Raw genomic sequence first — 17,786 nt, forward strand, 5'->3', positions numbered from 1 at the left:
TACCACTTTAGTTCAACTCTATATCCTGACTGCTAACATGGTGTCCATTATTTGATACCTCATGTTTTCTGTGAAGTAATCGTTCCCTCTCTAAAATCATCACTTCTAGCTCACTGGCACGTTCTTCTGAAAGTGGAAATATCTCCTCACCCGTCTGGAGATTACCTCGACAAATCGTCCGCTTACCTTCATTTCGCACAATAAAATCACCACTGGGTTGCACATAAGCAGTCCAATGGCTACCAATTTTAAACTGCTCAATTTCATTACTTGCAGATTGATTGGCTTGTCGCTGTTCGTAGGTAGTAGCGATCGCTCCTACTAAATTATCAAACATTTCTTTACGCCAGAGTTCGCGGTGAATGGCTCGGAATCGCCCAGCAGTATCTAACTTTGGTTCTGATTCCGGTAATGGAACTTCTGGCAGATTGATTGACTCAGGATTAACCTTGAGGATAATACTAGAGCCATCTGGTTGCAAAGTAGCTGCAAATGTGGCACCAATCGGCAGTTTCGGGCTGTCGGGAGCAAAAGTGCCTAAATTCTTGCCATCAATCTGTAATATCGGTGTACCGTTGTAACGATAATGCTCTGGATGAGATTCGGGTAACTCAAAAACTCCCACTTCCAAAGTAACGCTGCGCTTTTTCCATTGCTTACTAGCAAAGTTTTCATTGGCGAAGTGATTGTATTTGATACCCAACACTTTAATTTCATCAAACTGAAAATCCTGAAGCTGCTGACATACTTCCTCTGTAAACAGGTTATATGCCAAAGCACCAACACCTGAATCCTGACGTGATGTTGCCCAACTATGATCTGCTGGAGGAATAATTCTCAAATTCTTCGGGATATTAAGTTCATCTAAATCGTTAATGTTTTCGCCAAATTTAGCTGCTAATTTATCAACTACTTTGGGGGATAAGTCTTTCAAAGCAAATTCAATCAGAGGTAATTGAGGATGAATAGTGGCATCAAATTTAATTCCCTTTTGTTCTAAAGATTCTTTCCATTTAATAGCACCTGCACCGAAAGGAACACTCAAAACATAAATATCCTGTGGTAATGCAACGCTTGGCAGTTCATAATCATGCTCAAACGAAAACGTAATTTCCATCTGTTCTGCCAGCTTTAAACAGTCTTTGCGATGCCGATCTAATTCTGGACGGGTGTGTTGTGTGTTCCACAGTGCCGCCGCCCCTTCTCTGCGAGACGCTACGCATTGGCGGAGCCTGTCCGCAGGATTTACAAATCGTTCCTCTGAAGTGGGGAATAATTCATCAATTTCCGCCCGATAGCTTTCGTAGAGCTTCCCTAGTTCCTCATTAAAGGCTTCCCTGTCATCTCCCACCCGTTCCTTAATTTCGTCTCTAGCTTGCTGAAACCTTGTTTTCAGTTCTTCTGCCCATTCCAAGGCATCTACAGATAGCGTCTCTTTGGGAAACAGGTAGCGAAACTCATGCCTATCCCTGCTGCGAATGCGTGTTGGTTCCCACACAGGATTGACTACAACTCTTGCAATGACGTTAATTGAGCCGGGAGCATCCGCAGGCATGGCAAAGGAGCGATAAAGCCGTTCATCTTTCTTAAAGTCAAAAAAGTAACTGGGGTGAGACTCTGACCATTTTTTGGCATCGGCGAGCAAATTTTCCCCACCTATTTCCTTGATATCTTCCAATCTTTCTGCACTTTTGGGCGAATCTACCTCAACCTGAAGTGCCTGAAATAGACGGTTTAGTAGCTTCCTTTGTCGTTTTTCAAATCGCTCTACATTCTCCCCGTCGTGGGGCATTGATGACTGTACACGTCCAATGTTTGTTGCTACTAGCCCTACTTTGTTTTGACTGCTGGCAGCAGCAATCTCTGCTAAATTTTTGTATTTTAAGTTGCCTTCTTCATCTGTAATTTCCGTATACGCCAGCTTAGGGCGTTGTTTAACTGGCTCAAATCTTCCCGGTTCACCTGCGCGGAGAGTTTCTTGAGCAATATTAGGCAGTTTACTGGCAGGGCTGACCATTAATTGGTCGCCGTCAAAATCGGCTTGGTGGTATTCCTCAGCATCCTTGGGGTGAATCCAAACTACGTTGCGAGTTTTCCTCAATTCTGGATCGTGGATATTTTGGTAGAGGCGGATGTTGTCTGAGTTGACGATGGGGTAACGGGTGAGAATGACATCTCCTTCCGGTAGATGAGGTACACAGATTGTGCCACGAGTTAGGCGATCGCATGGCATTGCCATACCCGAATTATGGTTGTATCCTCCCTTAATTGCTAGGTCACGCCATTGATTGGCTATGTAATCGGTGGCAAACTTGCGAAATTTGGGGGTTTCAATCAATTGACCATATTTATCGCTGCGTAATAGGGAAATCCAGCGAGATTCCTGCGCTTGATTGTTAGCATTACCCTCAATTTCGTTAAAAGCTTCTTCTGACTGCTCTTGCTGCGATCGCTGTTGTTTGTCATATTGTTGGATGATGTATTTTGCCAACACCAAGGGATTACGCTGTAACTCGGCAAGTTCTCTAGCTTTCTCTTCGGTGGGTTTGCTCAAATCTTCTTTGATTGCTTCTTCTGAGTACCAAATGGTAAATTGCCAACTATTATCGTAGCTGGTAGCTTTGGCGTTACCTCGATTACCGATTACCGCTTGGGGAAACTCATAGTCACCGCAGGGTATTAAGTTTTTAAGTTCTGACTTTTTAATGCCTTTAATTGAGGAACGATCCATAATAATGTCGTACCCTTTGGCATCAGTCAAATTGGCATCGGGTAGGAAAGTACCTTTGGACAAGAAGCTGGTTTTTGGGCACTCGAAATTATCTGGTTCAGCCCAATTACTTCTCCAGGCGAACCGAAATTGGAATGGACAATTGCCTTCTCCTCCCAATTGTTTGGCAAGTTGGGGCGAAATCTTGCCGTGACAGTCTCCTGTTTTATAATGAGCATACTGTGGATCTTCAAAGTCCACAATTTTAACTCGCAGCCCTGTAAAAGTTTCTGAGCCTTTGTAGCAATTACTAACTAGTAAAGAACCATAGCGACAGGCAGTATCGGGTTCTGTAGCGAATAAGCGTCTAATTTTTTTATGCAGTGAACCATCAGCAAAGTAATAACTATTGCCAGAACTGAAAGCTAACTTGCGTCGGATTCCATCCTGAAAGGTTCTTTGTCTTAAATGGTTGGCATCTGGATTTTTACTGTCAATTTTAACCAGTAGTAGAGATTGTAAATCTTCTGCTTCAAACATCTGTTCGAGCAGAGAATTTTTAATGATTTCTGGTTCAGATAAATATCTTCCCTTACCATTGTTATACGACCCATCAAAGATAGATATACTCAGACCAGAACCTTCTAAGACTCTAGTGGTTAAATCCATTACCAATAATCTATTAGATAGCTTATCTAGCAAGCATGAGACTCCAATATTCACCTTGGCACGAAATTACACTCGATAAAATCATCCAAGTGGATAATTTACTGATTTCATGGCAGACGGTATTTTATACGGTATTAGCTCTGCTAGCAGACTCCCAAGAAAGTTAAATAGCTGAACAGTGCTTTTAATCGTATTATCATTGTTCCACTGTGTTACTGAGGCTACACAATTTTGAAGCTACCACTAGATTTTATGAATAAAAGAATTCAACGGCTAGAAGATGGTTTATTAGTAATGCTTTATGACGATGACCCAGATTCACCAGGAGATGAGTTGATCACTCCTTCTGATGATATATCCCAAGATGAGCATTACCCCGAATATGCTCATCTCAAACCTGGTGAAAGCATAGTAATTAAGGAAAATCCTATCAAACCTACATCAGGTTTTTATTATCCAAGTGGATATGAAGATTTAGATGAATTCCTCAATAGCAATCCTGGTGCAATTGATAGACTAGGTGATGAAAGTTCAACTACTCGTGGTTGGCGTCCACCTGAACCAGATGAATCTTGGTAAAACTTCCCTTAAGAGGCACGCATTAATAAGTTACCTTTTTGAATAACTGAAAGCCTTGATTATCAGTTTTTTGATAAAGTAGGTAGGTTATTTCGGTGCAAATCCTTAAGCTCGATTTACCAAACTTTTTATGCTGATAACATTTTTGAATAAGCTGTTTCCACAGGTAAATAAACTGTGAAAATGCTGCCTTTGCCTACAGTCGATGAAACAGAGATATTCCCTTGATGGGCTTCAACAATTTGACGGGACAAATATAATCCTAAACCGTTCCCCCGGCGTTGATGCTTGCCCTGTCGAAAGCGATCGAATAAGAGTAATTGTTCTTCTGGATTCATGCCAATACCTGTATCCTCTACTTCAATCTTTACCCCTTGAACAGTGGAATTGAGGCGAACTTCTACTGAACCAGCATCACTGAAGCGAATGGCATTACCAACTAAGTTAGTCAGAAGTCGGCGTAGTTCCAGGCGATCGCCTTTAACTCTAACTAAAGAAGCTTCAGTACCCTTTGTCAAGACAGCTTTGAGAGTTAAATGTTTAACATCGGCCAAAGGCATTAGTTCTTGCACTACTTGCTGACATAATTCCCACAGGTCAACCACAAAGAAATCCAAAGTTTTGCCTCCAGCTTCATACTGGTAAACTTCTAACAAGGTATCGACCATTGACAACAAAGTTTGGTTACTCTGAGCCATTTGTTCTAAAGATTCACGCATTGCTGATAAGGTATTGCCAAAAACACCTCTTTGCAGCAACTTTAGGAATTGGTCAGCAGCTATCAGCGGAGTTCGCAGGTCGTGAGTGAGGCGGGTCACAAAATCTTCCCGTCGCTGAATGAGTAACAGTTGTTCGTCCATACTGTGTTTCAGTCTCAGCAAAGCCCGCACCCTGGCCAGTAATTCCTTCTTATCTACAGGCTTGCGAATAAATTCATCTGCACCTGCATCTAAACCTTTAACAACACTTGATTTTTCAGAACCTGTCACCAGCAAAATTGGGATAAAAGGTAAGTTTGAATTGTGTTTAATTTGTCGGGTAACTTCGTAGCCATCCATCTCCGGCATCACCACATCAAGCACTACCAAATCGGGAGGAGATTCAGCAATTTGTACCAATGCTTCAGCACCACTGTTGGCTATGGTCACGTTGTATCCCTTCAGCTTTAAAGTGACTTGCAGAAAGCGGAGGCTGTCAGCTGAGTCATCCACTAGCAGAATTCTTTGGTTTCTTTCTTCTGAAGTTATATTCAAAGATAAAGTGTTCTTCATAAAACGCCTTTAATAAACCTAATCCCTTCCGAGTAGAGAAATAGAGTAGTCAAGCTGAATTTCGTTGGGGAAAGTGTAATTTCAAGCGCCATGCTAACCACTACGTGGCGATTAACATTCATCAAAATTTTCTAAAAAAGGCATTGTTCAACATAATTACTAATTCGTAATACTCGCCTCCAGCGAGAAACAAGGTACGTAATTGGTAATTAAGAAACTGGTTATAGTCTCCTATCTCTACAGGTCACAACCTTATGATTGTGGTCTAAATTCCCATGCATAACGTAATTACTAATTCGTAATTACAAATTGTTAATCTGGCTATGTTATGTGTAAGAGCCAGGGTTCTCGGTTAGAGATAAGCTACATCCTCCTCTAAGTGTGATGTGGACACAAGTCAGAATAAACTGTATTGGTTTCAGTTTAACTTCAGTGCTTTTATATTTTTTTATACTTTAGGAAGATTTTTTCAGAGAATTTTCAGATTAAACGATGTCCATTTTGAACACTGGAGTTTTTTCAACAGCTAGTTGAGATATGTAGCCTTTGATATATAAACTGTTCAGCCAATACTGTAAAAACTACTGGTTTCAACCTGGATGAGGTTTAATAACATTGAAATGCCACTTTGCATCTCAATAGCCACATTTTGGCTGAATAGCTAAAATTTTTCGTCCAATGGAGTAATCCTTTCCTTGAAACCATATTCGACAGTTAAGAAAGTATAGTTACCAAGCTGCTGAGGTAAATGATGGGAGATATTCGAGTAGCAATTATTGAAGACCATAGCTTAACGCGGATTGGAATGCGTAGTTCTCTCAACGAGCAAGAAGGTATTCAAGTCGTAGGTGATGAAGCTACAGCGTCCAATGGGTTGAAACTGCTCCAAAGTACAAAACCAGACATAGCGATCGTTGATATTGGCTTGCCGGATAGAGACGGAATATGGCTGGTGCAGCAGTTTCGGGAATCTCTAGTGTCGGAAACTACTGCACAAACTAAAGTAATAATGCTTACTTCGTTTGCCAAGGAGCAAATGGTACTGGCAGCGTTTGCAGCTGGGGCAGACTCTTACTGTGTGAAGACAATTAAGTTCGAGTTGTTGCTGGAAGCGCTGCATATCACCCATGAAGGTCAGTCTTGGATTGATCCAGCGATCGCTCGTATTGTTCTCAAGCATACTCGTCAAGGAGCGGCGGCGGCGGTAAAACCGAATGCTACTCAAACGGTGACGATCTCTGCAATTGACCCAGAGCAAGCAAGCATTCTGCAAGCAGATCCACTGACAAATCGGGAATTGGAAGTCTTGGAGTTAATTGTCCAAGGCTATAGCAATAACGAGATTGCCCAGAAACTCTATCTCAGCTTGGGAAGTGTAAAAGTATATGTGCGTGGGGTTTTGAACAAGCTTTGTGCAAGCGATCGCACTCAAGCGGCTGTATTAGCGTTGCGGGCTGGTTTGCTCAATTGAAGTCACTGTACAGAAGCAACTGTACAGTGCTTGGTTATTAACTTGAGAGGGGAGCAATATCTACGACAGGCTACGCCTATGCACAGGAGTGACCCAGGAGAATCGCCTGCATAATACTGACTTGCGTTGTATACAGAGATTTTCCGCTACCACTTTCTAAGTCGAAATAAGTAGCAAATCGTCGTAGTTTCCCCGTCGTCAGTTGCAACAAATAATCAAAGGCTTCCGCAGCAACTCGCTGGTTAATGCTCAAGGACTGGCTATTGAGCAAGGCCATTTGTTCACAGGACAAGTTGTTGTCTGCCAACTCTTCTGGTTGTGAAACCAGTAAGTCAGGTTGCTGTATAGTTGGTGCAGGTAAGCGAAAGCAGCCTAAAGCCTCGAAATCATAGTCATTGGGGTTAGTAGACAGATGGGAACCTAATAGTACCTGACCACTACGTTTGGAGTTGCCGCAATCCAAATGCCAAATGTGAGGCGCAGCGCGATGAGTGTTGTGCTGAAGTACTTGGGTAATTGACTTTCTGGCTTTGGCATTATCTACGCAAGCAGTGACAACAATCAGGGTATTGTAACTGGGAACAATCCATTTAGATTGGAAAGGTTGAGCGATCGCTGTAACTTGCATCTTCCAAGCCAGGGAGTAGCGCACCGCCAACGTTTTGGCTTTGTTGAGTCCGATTTCTGCATCACAGAAGCACTGGCGTAAAACGTTAGCCGACTCAACATGATCCGGGTCAACAAAGTAGAGTTTCACCTGTTTACCTTGCTGAGAAAGAACTCTACCTAACCGAACCAAAGAAGGAGCCAACCAAGAACCAGTACCGCCGCACCCAACTAGCCACAGTTCTATCTTCGAGTAGTTGACAGTCACGACAGGAGAAGCATTTGCCAAATCAAGATTTAGCTCCATAGTACAGTTGGTTAAGTTGATATAAGTATTGGTGAGGGGACAGGCATTTGCTAAATTGAAATTCACCTCCATAGCTTCTCCATCACATTTACAGGCGGTACATCGGTACTGTAAAATTTACAGTCAGATGAAAGTGAGACATCAACCATAAAAAAGTCTCGGTCGATGTCAAACACTGCTTTAGCAGGTACATCCCAATAGTGGCGAAACAGTCCAACCCGGATTTTAATCTCTGGTTTCAGTGTATTAACTCTACCTAGTACTCCATAAATCCGAAAGCCAGATTCGTCAGCATTATCGGTGGTAGAGAAAAAGGCAGGTAAGGAACCGTGGGAATGGATGTCTACAGCCGCTTTCTGGTGGGAAGAGTCACTGCCAGAATGAGTTGGCTGGCAGCTAGTTGGAGTTTGAATTTGCTCTGGGACTTGTAAATCCCAGCCTGCATCAGTACAGTGGAGGTGAAAGAGAATTTCATAAAATTGATTGCCAGCTTGATAACTCGACCGCCACATTTCCAGTAGTAGCGGTTTGGGAATTAAGGGAGTGACTTTGAGATAAGGTGTTAGGTGAGGTAGCCCTTTGATAGTTTGGGAACACAAGCAAATAGGCATTAATACCTCTATGCCAGGACGAATGGCTCTAGCAAAGATGCCATTTCCGGCATAAAGGTACTCTAGTCCACTGCTGGTGTGTGTTAGCAGAGATGAAGTTGTGACAATTTTGTAACCAATAATACCTTCAAGTAATGGGTTCATCGAGGATTTCCTGCACAAGCATAGCGACACTTTTCTGATTGCCGATAGGCACAAGGTCAGATACAGGATAGGTTGCGTGTCTACATCTTTTGTGCAGTTTTAGAAGTTGGTGGCGAACATCCTTGCGGTATTTTTGTGATTTACTTATTGTTAAATGGTTGGTGAAAATAGTAGAAATAAACAAATTCCAAGCATGGTTAATTGATAGACCATTAGCAGCAGGTGGTTCGTTCACTCCCCAACACACCTGTCCAGAACTGTAGACATTGGGTAGTGGCACATGAAAAGCTTCTGCTTGAGGAGTAAACTCCTGTTCTTGAATTGCCCAAACCCAATATTTTAATCCCTTGCCCACAAACACCATTGCAGGTAGTGGAACGGTTAAAGATCCAAGTTCATCGCAATTGATTGTATGAGTGGCTGGTGGGATAAATTTTACCAAATATGTGTCTGTACTGCCCGTACCCCAACGCACAATTCCTGGTTCCATCCAACCAGTATCAATTGGTTCATTGCTGAAAGCAGTTCTTAGGGCTGCCGGTGAGATACATTTGTAAATATGAGCATCGGCAATTTCTTTATCTCGGTGGTGGAAGATGTAAATACCATCCAAAAACAGCAATTCTGCTTGAATTACTGGAGATTTCCGGGGAGGGTCTGCCAAAATTGCTCGTAGAATCTCGCTGGATAGAATTGCTGTGGATGTAACGTCGATTAACGTGGTTTCAATGCTTGTTTCCATAGTTTTAGTAGGATTTGAGCATGAGGTTTTAAGTCTGCTTCTAGCCAATCAATTAAGTTGGCTGCACAGTTCAGCATTCGGTTTGCTTGCTGCCATTTTCTGGTGAGCAAATCAATAGATGCTTTTGACCAAGGTAAAAAGGTGCGGTCAGGTTGGTAGTAATAATCGTCTGCGTACTCGTCCAACCAAAGGTTTTTAGTTTCATGGTCTAGCAGCTTTAAAGTTAAAGGCAGAAACTTTAAAGGATTACCTAAGTGATGACACTGGCGTTTCAGTTTTTTGTGGTCAATTTTGTCTGGGTGGTCGATGTCACTGTACGTAATTTCGTAAATTGCAAATTCACTATCAAACCAATCGCTACCTTCTGGGTGTATGTCATCAAGCCAACGGCGACTGTCATGGCTAAAGGGTAAAAGTAGTTGCCAACCATCTTTGAGATGTTCAATTTCTCCATCCATTGTCCAGTCAATACCCATTGGGGTAATAGGAATGCTGTGCAATCTTTGTTCATAGGCTGTTTCTACAGTCCAGTGAGATAACGGAAACAGATGAGTGTAAATCAGTACAATGAATTCCAGTTCTCTGGGACTATGGCAATCTACATCTGTAGGTGGGTAAATAGTGGCTTGGCTGGCTTTCCATTCAGTAGAAAAGTAGTGCTGATACAGTGCTAGTAAGGAGTAAATGTTGAGTTGGGTTTCCAGATAATCAAGTGATTCTGTGGCATCTAAGGTAAATTGGCACTGATAAAGACTATAAATTGCCTCTGCCATACTGAGGGGTACGAGGTGAGACATATTTTGTACAACTCGTTATTATGGGGGTTGGAATTAAAGAAGAGATGCAGGTAGGGTATGGGGTCTACTTCAGCCGAAATGCAAACTGCTGTAATTTGGACAATAATTTACCCCTCAAGTCAATTTCCAACTCCTTTTATCAGCACTCAAAAACCTTCAGGGATAACGCTAGATGTAGGAGTGCAGGCTGTTAGGGATTTTAGGGTTTGGTTGAGTGACTGAGAAAATTCTGTCCCAGCTGCGATCGCCTCTTCAATTTGAACTGATAGCTGTCCTGCATTTTGCCAGTCAATTCCAGTGATGACCTGACGTTGACGCATTTGGTAGCACATTTGGACTGCGGGGTTGATTTCTTCAGGAGCCACTATTAGGGAATCTAGAGAAAAAACACCTTTCTTACCGGGCTTCTTGATGATGTGAATGGGTTCTCCTGGTTTCCGCTCAATGTCTGCGTTTGCCAGTTCAGCGCAAAGAGGAGTGAAGGCATCGCGTAGTAATTGGTCGTCAAAGGCGATCGCTTCTGGAATCCAGTGTTGTTGACCTTCGTAGATAACAAGTAATTTGTTACTATTTGTAGTAGTCATGGCATTTAAAAAAGTGAAATTTGCGTAGTATTACTTGCTGGTTTAGTAGTATCTGAGCTAGCAGTTTCAGTGCGAATTGGAGTCTGGGTAGTGGGCGGTTTATTGGTTTTGACAGCTTTAGTCTGGGCTATATTCCGGCGAATTTGGCGATTAGGAAAATCGGCTTTCAGTTCGTCCAGTAGTTGAATAATTGCAGGTGGAAAATCACCGAGTTCTTCTTGATTGAGCATGGTAACTACAGGGAAATCACCGTGACTGCTAGCAGCAATCATTACAGGTCTATCTCCTGTTTGTTGTGTAGGTAGTAAAGTGATGACAATTTGAACTTTGCATTGCTCGAAAATAAATGGTTCTAGTTGATTTACCTTGTTGGTAGCAGATGTTTCTATGTCATCGTCATCTAAGTGATGAGAGTCGATTTCATCTTCGGCGTAGCTATTCTCATCACTTACTAGTTCTAAAAGTTGTAAAAAGTTAGCTTTACCTGCACGCAAGCGTTCCCTGTCAAATAGCAATCCTAAAGCTTGAAATTGTTCTTCAGCAGTGGTTTTTCCCTGTTGTTCTGAAATGTAAGATTTTAAGGTTTCAGATGTAACAGTAAGGTTGGCTTTGACAATGGCCTGTTCTGGTGTTAGCCATTTTGTAGTCATAGCTTTTTTGGCCTTGTTAACTGGTGTGCAAGCAGTTGTGGCGGTAGCCAGAAGTAGAAACTGTTTTTGAGAGTAGGTACTGCTAGACTAAAACATATCCCCTTTGCTTTTCTCGACTGAGCCATGTCTACGGTAATTACCCAATCCCTGACCCTGGAGGAGTTTCTCAAGCTACCAGAAACAAAGCCTGCAAGCGTTTACATTAATGGTGAGATTATTCAGAAGCCAATGCCAAAAGGGAAGCATAGCCGATTACAGTTAAGGCTGTGCAACAGTATCAACGATGTTGCCGAAAGCCTTCATGTTGCTTATGCCTTTCCAGAACTGCGCTGTAGTTTTGGTATCCGCTCAGTAGTACCTGATGTAGCGGTTTTCAACTGGTCACGTATTCCCTTTGCTGCTGATGGGGAGGCACCCAACGATTTTCTGGTTCCTCCAGACTGGACAATTGAAATTCTTTCTCCCGAACAAAGTTCAAATCGAGTCACAGGCAATATTCTCTATTGCTTAGATCATGGTTGCCAATTAGGTTGGTTGATAGACCCAGAAGATCGTTCAATTTTGGTCTTCCGTCCAAATCAGCAACCAGAACTTTTACAGGGTGATGAGCGTTTGCCAGTGTTAGCCGGGATAGACTTGGAGTTAACTGTTACGACTGTGTTTGGTTGGCTAAAAATGAGCAGTTAGAGAAACAGCTAAAACAAGTTCTCTACAAATTTTTGATAACGTAAAAACAGGAGTTTCAGCCATCGTGAATCAGGAGTATTCACCATTGGTTTAAGAGCGTAGATGCTTATGAGGCTTGTCACCAGACATCGCTTGCTTCTGAGCTAGGGGTATCGCCTGAAATGCTAACTAATAGGTTGTTTTGCTCCCTCTCTGTATTTACCTGAAATGTCCGCTTGTCTTGACTTCTAAAAACTTTTTAGTTGACGTATAAGTAGCAGCCAACAAAACAGTAAAATCCCTGCTGTTGGCTGATAAGTTAGTTAAAGCTATTGTTAAGTTAAAAGAGAGTCTTTGAAGTCATGAATTGCTGTTGCTGTCAAAGCATAGATAACTCGGCGCTTACGTATGATGTGAGTGCCATCTACAGGAATACCTTTCTTCCAAGCAGCAATAATAGCTTTCTTGTCTGCTGAGTAAACAGTCTTTTCTCTGCGGTATTTTGGAGACAATTGTTCTGCATCTATCAGCACCTCACAACTGGGCGGATTTTCTTGAATTGTGATGCGAAGTGAATTACCAATCATTTGCTCAGGTAGAATTCCTGCGGCGGTTTGTTCTAAAATAGTTTCATCTAATTTTTGTCGCCAGCGTTCTAGTCTTAATAGTGCTGATTGATGTACAACTTTTAGATGTTCTAGTCGTTGCTTAATAGCCGTTATTTCAGCATCCAGTTGCAATGCTAATTCTGCTTGAATATCAACAACTTCTTCCTGAACTTCCTGAGTTTCCCAAATAGCGGTGATGATCTCAACTTCTTCTTCAGGAGTCTGGCAATTAGTTAGCTGTTCCCAGAGATGAGCAGCAGTTTGGGAAAGTCCCGCTAAGGATTGTTGAGCGAGTGCTAAATTCATGATTACCACTCCTCACAAGCTTGGTAGTATTCATATTCAGCTTCAATCTGTTCTAAGATAGCTATAGTGCCTGAATCTAAATTAGTATTGAAAGATAAATTGGAAGTGACTTTTTGTGTAGGGTGAAGATTTGAAATGGGAGGAGTAACCAATTGCGCTTTAACTTTCGTGAAAATTGCTGTTAATTGTTGCATTGCTTTGGTTGTTTAACACCATCAATGTTGGCGCGATAGCGCACCTATCTGTGTTGGTATTCTCTCAAATTTTTAGGAATTAACTTAATTTCAGATTATTGTTATTTTGTCAATGTCAAACGTTAAAACTACAAATAGATATGAAGCTCATCAAAAAATCGGAAAAGCTACTCCAAGAAACAAAAATCATCGAGGAAACACAAGAACAGAATTTTCAAATTGACATTATTAATATGCAAGAACCAATGCTTGAAGAACAGCCACAAATAGGTGGAAGTAATAAGGAAGCTAACTATATTCCAGCGCGTAATAATCCTATAGTCCTTTCTGTTGGTAAGACGGGATGGCAAGTTTCTGATATTTGGAAGGATATTAGATTAGATAAATTCTAGTTATTGTCTTGATGTTGTTCTTCTTGATTGCTAAAAGTTTAACAAACGTGTGGTTATGTTTACTGGGTACTATCCAATTATTCTTTATCCACCACTAGTGAGACGTTTATACACTAAAGATTCTACAAGTCAGGAGCATTTGAAAGCTTCGTTTCAAGGATGCGTTCAATTACCAAATGGAAATGGTACGGCCAAACAAGGTGTCAGTGAAAAGCAATTTTTTCGCCATTTACTGTGTGCTTTTCTAGAGAATCTTATCTGTCAAGCGGTGGAATTTGAAATTCCTGGTTCGTCTAGACGTTACTCGGCTGATTTTATCCTTTACCATCGGTTTTCTGGGTTGGCTCTCGATATTGAGATTGATGAACCTTATGCTGGAGATACAGGTAAACCTCACCACTGCATTGATGTTGATGACGATAAAATCCGTAACCGTTTTTTCTTAGAGCGCAATTGGGGTGTGGTGAGATTTGCAGAAGTTCAGGTGGTGCGTCATCCTTGGAGTTGTTGTAAGGCGATCGCTCAAATCATCGCTCGGTTGACTGGAGATGATAGTGTATTCATATTATTACAAAGATTGGCTGATGTTCCTTTACAAAAACAGTGGACAAAGCGTGAGGCTAGGCTGATGGCTAAGAACAATTATCGTCAGTCTTATTTACCAAAAATGGCAAAGTAAAACTAGAGATAATACTTTCAATACTCATCTTTAATAGTCATATAGTCTCCCTGGAATAGGGCTACCGTGTACACACAAGTATTTTAGAGTTGTCCCACACCGTTTTAATCCTGTACAAAGATATGTGTACACGGTAAATTATGGGTAAAAATTGGAAGGGTATTACATCGATTTTGTCAACCTCGCGTTAACTAATTTTCTTGGTTTTCTGACGTACTGTTTTTTTGATTTGCGGTGTGACTTCCACTTACGAATGCTCATGACAATTGAGCCAAAGTCCCGACTGGCAAAGGCTGTTGTTTTATTTGCACTGTGCCAAATTGTATCTGCCTCAGTTGGTTCGAGTGGAGGTTTACAGCGATCGCAATATCGGTCAAATAGTTGACGTGGTTCGGGATGATAAGCGATTCGGTTTCTAGTGAGTAAATTAGATGTACCCAGTAGGTTACGAGCTAATTTATAGCCAGAATTGTTTCTGTTTCCCTCAAATTCGCCATAAGTTAGTAAAGTGCGATCGCTCAAAGTTAAACAGATAGACAAAGGAACAGACACTCCGCTAGCGCGTAGTTGTTTAAGAGATGAGCCATTATCTCTGGTTGTAGCCTGTGTTACTGTCCCTCGTCGGCAATGCAAGGTTGAGCGAGGAACAGTCACAGAAGGTTGCAGTAACGCTGCTTGTGGGTCGATAACTTCTCCATTTTTCGCTCTTGTGAGAAGTTGTACCCACTTGCGCCAGCGTTGCTCAGAAAGTTCGTAGGGAAATAAGGCTGTAGAATCAAATGCGGTTTCTAGTTCTTCCACATTGTACTGACAGTTTGACCAATGCTCTAGGGTAATGGGGATGGTTGCACTCAATATTCCATCCACCACCCGTCTGCGAAGCATACCTGGCAGTCTCATGGAACGAGCTAAGTTGCAAATGGCTGGATCTGCGTTTTGGATAATCGTCAGTTGGCGATTGAGGTACAGCCATTCAGCAGGATTTAAGGAATGGCTGCATTTAAAGTAAACGTGCAGGGATTTTCCACCTGTATAAACTACGGCGGCGGGTTCCAAGTTGATTTCATCCTTTAGCCGAACTACAGCTTGTCGCTGCTCACTCAATGCCAAATCATCAATTTCGTAGAACAAACATTGGCATTGATTAACGTGGTGATTGCTGATTCCCTTGTCTGGTTGGTTGGGGTAAAAGCTGACTGTAGCACCAAGATATGACATTTTAAATGCCAATGCCCAACCATCAGCATAGCGTTTAGGTGTCAGCCGCCAGCAGGTGTTGCCTTGTTTGTCTCGACCTCCGTAAGTGCAGCAGTAGAGTTGAAATCCTTGCTGGGTGATTTTACCGCAGAGAATGTAGTGGGAGTAGACAAATTGACCATTGCGACAGTAGTTATTCCAGTTTTTAGGTATTAGGTCTGTGGGCAAATCCCAAGAAATCCTGAGCCAAATTTTGGTTCCGGTGGTAAAGCCTATTTGTCTAAGAAATTTAATCGTTGTTTGTCTGGAATTGAAGGTCATGGCAGTTACGCCTAAAGGTTCATTTCCCAGTGGCGCAATCGCGCTCTTGTTTACAAAATCTCAGTTAAACCCTAACTCTGGTTACTAATATTAAAGTTCCCAACCTTGAGACTCTGCTATTCGACTTTGGTTGGATTGCAGTTTGCTCAGGGTTAGCATCTCATTCCAGCTTGTTTTACCTGGAGAAACTTGTTTGGCTTGAGGTAGTTCAGCCAGTATCTCAGCTGTCAAATCCTCAACTTTCTCATAATCTTTAAAAGCGATGACCACTGTATCGATTGCTCGCAAAAATTCTAAAGGTATTTGCTCGCTATCGCCTACACTCCAATACAATGTAGGTTTGCGCTTTTCTTTGTCAACAGTTGATTCTAAGGCAATGACAGAGAGAACTTCAATCGGGTCACTTAGTAGCACTGCTCTTTTTACTGTGGCATCTGTAGCAATCCAAAAACTACCATTTTTTGTCGGTTCAGAGTTAAGGGGAATAGCGGTGAAGTTACCTGTTGGTTCTAGCTGCTTGGCAAGAGTTGGAAGATCATTGAGTGTGCGTTCCACAAATATTGCTTGACCTGCAAGACTTGCATAGAGCCAACCCTTTTCATACAGTTCCGTGAGCAGAGAATTGGGTAAATTGTACTGCTGGCTTAAATTTAGGCGTATTTGCTCCCAGTTTGTTGGTTCTGGTATAGGCAAGGAGTTTGTTTGAGTAACTGCTGGCGTGGTATTTTCAACAGCTTGTGAGTTGAATTTCTGGATATGTTTGTCATCCTGTTTTGGAGGCACTGCTAGTGTGGGATTTTCAACAGCTTGTTCCATGAGTTTCTGGATACGTTTGTCATCCCGCTTGGGACTGTAGTTTACACCTCGATGCTTTTGTAAACCAGGAAAGGTATATGCTTTACCAAGATGCGTACCACTAAAAGCCACACCATCAAGTTGGTAACTAATGCCTTTGACAATGCCTGTGCGAGTATAACCAACGCGGACATTAACACCTTGTTGTTGCTCTCGCTCTATTAACTCTGGCATAGTGGGATGGTCGTGGGTTGCTTGGTCGAGCGATCGCTGAAGTTTGACCCTAACGCTTTCCTCTCCAGTTCTGGCAAGTTGCCTACGTTCGCCAGTAGTTGGACTGTGCTTATCTTTTTCCCAACTTGGTTGCACCGATTGCAAATTGTATTCCTGCTCCAACTTGCGAATTACCGCTTCACTTCTGCGATCGTCCCAGCTATCAGAAACTGTAGTGCCATCTAATTGAATGCGACTGGCAGCAATATGTATGTGTTCATGAGTCCGATCAGTATGCCGCACTACGACATATTGGTTCATATCAAAACCCATTGCTTGCAGATACTTCTGGGCGATTTCATCCCAAGTATCATCATCTAAACTCTCTTTGTGGGCCAAACTGAGAGAAGCGTGATAAACAGCCCTGTTCACCTTCGGGTTTAATCTTCGAGATATACCAAATTCAGCTGCTAATTCGCGTGGGTTTGTTCCTTCCATATTCCCACCGATTTGTCTTGCTCCATCTTTGCCAAAGAGGTAGTTTAGCAGTCCCCGAAAACTTTTACCTTTGATGTGCTTGCCAATCATGCTTCATCTTGTAAATCAGTGATTAAATCAATTTCAGCAATCTCTCGCCGCACCTGTTTCACCAAATCTCTTACCTGTGACAACAATGCTCTATCTACAACCACAGGTTCTCCCATGAGTACTGAAGTATTGATTACTTTAGCTATTTGGTTGAGATTGTTACCTATTTTCCCCAACTCCCAGTAAGTTTGGCCTGCTACTTTGGTGACACGCCTGGGCAATCTATTTTTCAGAGTCTTGGCACGAAACAACTCACTCATAGTGAGATTATTTTCATCTGCCATTAACTGTGCTTTCTCGTATTCTGCCAAAGTCAGTCTAATGTCTATCCTGTGTGAGCGTTTTTGTCGCATTATTGATGCATTAGTCATTAGCTGTTTTAAGTTTGACGACTGCACTATCATTTGTCATTGACCAAGCGGTTACTTACGATTCTGGTTCGATGCCAAGATGCGATGCGAGATAATGAAATGCGCTGCAATAGCTTTGGTTGAGTATTAAGGAAGTCAAGATAGCGCTAGGGGTATCTCAATATAGCGAAAGCGAGCGATCGCCTACGGCAAGGTGTAGCCCATCGCGCAATTAAAAAGCTAATCCGCCCAAACCTTGCAGAAATTTTCCAGGCTGAACTCCCAGAGAGAATTTTCGTATCATCTTCACCTCTGTCACGGTGGTTGACCTACTTA

General features: G+C 42.2%; 19 protein-coding genes. 6 read left to right on the top strand and 13 right to left on the bottom strand.

Features of this window, described 5'->3' with window-relative positions:
- Window positions 1-7 precede the first annotated feature (7 nt).
- On the bottom strand, window positions 8-3,379 hold the full coding sequence (locus tag FD724_RS32965; RefSeq protein ID WP_179075929.1) for a hypothetical protein: 3,372 nt from the start codon (window positions 3,377-3,379) through the stop codon (window positions 8-10).
- A 35-nt stretch (window positions 3,380-3,414) separates the two neighbouring features.
- Between FD724_RS32965 and FD724_RS41265 the strand changes: the two genes are divergently transcribed.
- Entirely contained in the window at window positions 3,415-3,546 is a 132-nt protein-coding gene (locus FD724_RS41265; protein ID WP_256874665.1) for a hypothetical protein, read from the top strand.
- 85 nt (window positions 3,547-3,631) lie between these two features.
- Entirely contained in the window at window positions 3,632-3,958 is a 327-nt protein-coding gene (locus FD724_RS32970) for a hypothetical protein (RefSeq protein WP_179075930.1), read from the top strand.
- A 128-nt stretch (window positions 3,959-4,086) separates the two neighbouring features.
- Here the strand turns inward: FD724_RS32970 and FD724_RS32975 are convergent, their stop codons facing one another.
- Window positions 4,087-5,229 (bottom strand): hybrid sensor histidine kinase/response regulator, encoded by a 1,143-nt coding sequence (locus FD724_RS32975; RefSeq protein ID WP_179075931.1) that lies wholly within the window; start codon window positions 5,227-5,229, stop codon window positions 4,087-4,089.
- A 751-nt stretch (window positions 5,230-5,980) separates the two neighbouring features.
- Between FD724_RS32975 and FD724_RS32980 the strand changes: the two genes are divergently transcribed.
- Window positions 5,981-6,700: a response regulator transcription factor gene (locus tag FD724_RS32980; RefSeq protein ID WP_179076018.1), complete on the top strand. Its 720-nt coding sequence runs from the start codon at window positions 5,981-5,983 to the stop codon at window positions 6,698-6,700.
- Between the two features lie 76 nt (window positions 6,701-6,776).
- On the opposite strand, the gene FD724_RS32985 is transcribed toward FD724_RS32980, so the two are convergent.
- From FD724_RS32985 to FD724_RS33010, 6 genes are all read right to left on the bottom strand, one after another.
- Window positions 6,777-7,679 carry a ThiF family adenylyltransferase gene (locus FD724_RS32985; RefSeq protein ID WP_256874666.1) on the bottom strand — a complete coding sequence of 301 codons (903 nt, stop codon included), beginning with the start codon at window positions 7,677-7,679 and terminating at the stop codon, window positions 6,777-6,779.
- Complete coding sequence (locus FD724_RS32990; RefSeq protein WP_179075932.1) at window positions 7,676-8,368, bottom strand: hypothetical protein; 693 nt, start codon at window positions 8,366-8,368, stop codon at window positions 7,676-7,678. Before FD724_RS32990 ends, FD724_RS32985 begins: the two co-directional genes overlap by 4 nt.
- A complete protein-coding gene (locus tag FD724_RS32995; protein ID WP_179075933.1) occupies window positions 8,352-9,110 on the bottom strand; it encodes a hypothetical protein in 759 nt (252 codons plus the stop codon). The genes FD724_RS32990 and FD724_RS32995 overlap by 17 nt, the downstream gene beginning before the upstream one ends.
- On the bottom strand, window positions 9,083-9,907 hold the full coding sequence (locus FD724_RS33000) for a hypothetical protein (protein ID WP_179075934.1): 825 nt from the start codon (window positions 9,905-9,907) through the stop codon (window positions 9,083-9,085). Before FD724_RS33000 ends, FD724_RS32995 begins: the two co-directional genes overlap by 28 nt.
- A 146-nt stretch (window positions 9,908-10,053) precedes the next feature.
- The gene (locus tag FD724_RS33005) at window positions 10,054-10,491 is read right to left on the bottom strand and encodes a hypothetical protein (RefSeq protein WP_179075935.1); all 438 of its coding nucleotides are present in this window, start codon (window positions 10,489-10,491) and stop codon (window positions 10,054-10,056) included.
- Window positions 10,492-10,496: 5 nt separating this feature from the next.
- The gene (locus FD724_RS33010; protein ID WP_179075936.1) at window positions 10,497-11,141 is read right to left on the bottom strand and encodes a hypothetical protein; all 645 of its coding nucleotides are present in this window, start codon (window positions 11,139-11,141) and stop codon (window positions 10,497-10,499) included.
- 123 nt (window positions 11,142-11,264) lie between these two features.
- On the opposite strand from FD724_RS33010, the gene FD724_RS33015 reads away from it, so the two are divergent.
- Complete coding sequence (locus FD724_RS33015; protein WP_179075937.1) at window positions 11,265-11,828, top strand: Uma2 family endonuclease; 564 nt, start codon at window positions 11,265-11,267, stop codon at window positions 11,826-11,828.
- Between the two features lie 314 nt (window positions 11,829-12,142).
- On the opposite strand, the gene FD724_RS33020 is transcribed toward FD724_RS33015, so the two are convergent.
- Both FD724_RS33020 and FD724_RS33025 read right to left on the bottom strand, forming a co-directional pair.
- The gene (locus tag FD724_RS33020) at window positions 12,143-12,721 is read right to left on the bottom strand and encodes a siphovirus Gp157 family protein (protein ID WP_179075938.1); all 579 of its coding nucleotides are present in this window, start codon (window positions 12,719-12,721) and stop codon (window positions 12,143-12,145) included.
- Between the two features lie 2 nt (window positions 12,722-12,723).
- Window positions 12,724-12,915: a hypothetical protein gene (locus FD724_RS33025; protein ID WP_162398260.1), complete on the bottom strand. Its 192-nt coding sequence runs from the start codon at window positions 12,913-12,915 to the stop codon at window positions 12,724-12,726.
- Between the two features lie 140 nt (window positions 12,916-13,055).
- On the opposite strand from FD724_RS33025, the gene FD724_RS33030 reads away from it, so the two are divergent.
- Both FD724_RS33030 and FD724_RS33035 read left to right on the top strand, forming a co-directional pair.
- Entirely contained in the window at window positions 13,056-13,307 is a 252-nt protein-coding gene (locus FD724_RS33030) for a hypothetical protein (protein ID WP_179075939.1), read from the top strand.
- Between the two features lie 55 nt (window positions 13,308-13,362).
- Window positions 13,363-13,986, top strand: coding sequence for a hypothetical protein (locus tag FD724_RS33035; RefSeq protein WP_179075940.1), 624 nt, complete (start codon window positions 13,363-13,365; stop codon window positions 13,984-13,986).
- Window positions 13,987-14,148: 162 nt separating this feature from the next.
- Here the strand turns inward: FD724_RS33035 and FD724_RS33040 are convergent, their stop codons facing one another.
- The 3 genes from FD724_RS33040 to mobC all read right to left on the bottom strand — a co-directional run bounded on the left by FD724_RS33040 (window position 14,149) and on the right by mobC (window position 17,471).
- Window positions 14,149-15,504 carry a hypothetical protein gene (locus FD724_RS33040; RefSeq protein WP_179075941.1) on the bottom strand — a complete coding sequence of 452 codons (1,356 nt, stop codon included), beginning with the start codon at window positions 15,502-15,504 and terminating at the stop codon, window positions 14,149-14,151.
- Between the two features lie 90 nt (window positions 15,505-15,594).
- Complete coding sequence (locus FD724_RS33045) at window positions 15,595-17,100, bottom strand: relaxase/mobilization nuclease domain-containing protein (protein ID WP_179075942.1); 1,506 nt, start codon at window positions 17,098-17,100, stop codon at window positions 15,595-15,597.
- Window positions 17,097-17,471, bottom strand: coding sequence for a plasmid mobilization relaxosome protein MobC (gene mobC / locus FD724_RS33050; RefSeq protein WP_256874667.1), 375 nt, complete (start codon window positions 17,469-17,471; stop codon window positions 17,097-17,099). The genes FD724_RS33045 and mobC overlap by 4 nt, the downstream gene beginning before the upstream one ends.
- Between the last annotated feature and the right edge of the window lie 315 nt (window positions 17,472-17,786).

This window comes from Nostoc sp. C057 (assembly GCF_013393925.1).
Taxonomy (GTDB): Bacteria; Cyanobacteriota; Cyanobacteriia; order Cyanobacteriales; family Nostocaceae; genus Nostoc; species Nostoc muscorum_A.

Bases quoted from the DNA above. Each gene is read 5' to 3' on its own strand.
- FD724_RS33045 (WP_179075942.1), bottom strand. From the start codon at position 17,100: ATGATTGGCAAGCACATCAAAGGTAAAAGTTTTCGGGGACTGCTAAAC.
- FD724_RS33015 (WP_179075937.1), top strand. From the start codon at position 11,265: ATGTCTACGGTAATTACCCAATCCCTGACCCTGGAGGAGTTTCTCAAG.
- FD724_RS33025 (WP_162398260.1), bottom strand. From the start codon at position 12,915: ATGCAACAATTAACAGCAATTTTCACGAAAGTTAAAGCGCAATTGGTT.
- FD724_RS33035 (WP_179075940.1), top strand. From the start codon at position 13,363: ATGTTTACTGGGTACTATCCAATTATTCTTTATCCACCACTAGTGAGA.
- mobC (WP_256874667.1), bottom strand. From the start codon at position 17,471: ATGACTAATGCATCAATAATGCGACAAAAACGCTCACACAGGATAGAC.
- FD724_RS41265 (WP_256874665.1), top strand. From the start codon at position 3,415: ATGAGACTCCAATATTCACCTTGGCACGAAATTACACTCGATAAAATC.
- FD724_RS33010 (WP_179075936.1), bottom strand. From the start codon at position 11,141: ATGACTACAAAATGGCTAACACCAGAACAGGCCATTGTCAAAGCCAAC.
- FD724_RS33020 (WP_179075938.1), bottom strand. From the start codon at position 12,721: ATGAATTTAGCACTCGCTCAACAATCCTTAGCGGGACTTTCCCAAACT.
- FD724_RS32995 (WP_179075933.1), bottom strand. From the start codon at position 9,110: ATGGAAACAAGCATTGAAACCACGTTAATCGACGTTACATCCACAGCA.
- FD724_RS33040 (WP_179075941.1), bottom strand. From the start codon at position 15,504: ATGACCTTCAATTCCAGACAAACAACGATTAAATTTCTTAGACAAATA.
- FD724_RS33030 (WP_179075939.1), top strand. From the start codon at position 13,056: ATGAAGCTCATCAAAAAATCGGAAAAGCTACTCCAAGAAACAAAAATC.
- FD724_RS32980 (WP_179076018.1), top strand. From the start codon at position 5,981: ATGGGAGATATTCGAGTAGCAATTATTGAAGACCATAGCTTAACGCGG.
- FD724_RS33005 (WP_179075935.1), bottom strand. From the start codon at position 10,491: ATGACTACTACAAATAGTAACAAATTACTTGTTATCTACGAAGGTCAA.
- FD724_RS32965 (WP_179075929.1), bottom strand. From the start codon at position 3,379: ATGGATTTAACCACTAGAGTCTTAGAAGGTTCTGGTCTGAGTATATCT.
- FD724_RS32970 (WP_179075930.1), top strand. From the start codon at position 3,632: ATGAATAAAAGAATTCAACGGCTAGAAGATGGTTTATTAGTAATGCTT.
- FD724_RS33000 (WP_179075934.1), bottom strand. From the start codon at position 9,907: ATGTCTCACCTCGTACCCCTCAGTATGGCAGAGGCAATTTATAGTCTT.
- FD724_RS32975 (WP_179075931.1), bottom strand. From the start codon at position 5,229: ATGAAGAACACTTTATCTTTGAATATAACTTCAGAAGAAAGAAACCAA.
- FD724_RS32990 (WP_179075932.1), bottom strand. From the start codon at position 8,368: ATGAACCCATTACTTGAAGGTATTATTGGTTACAAAATTGTCACAACT.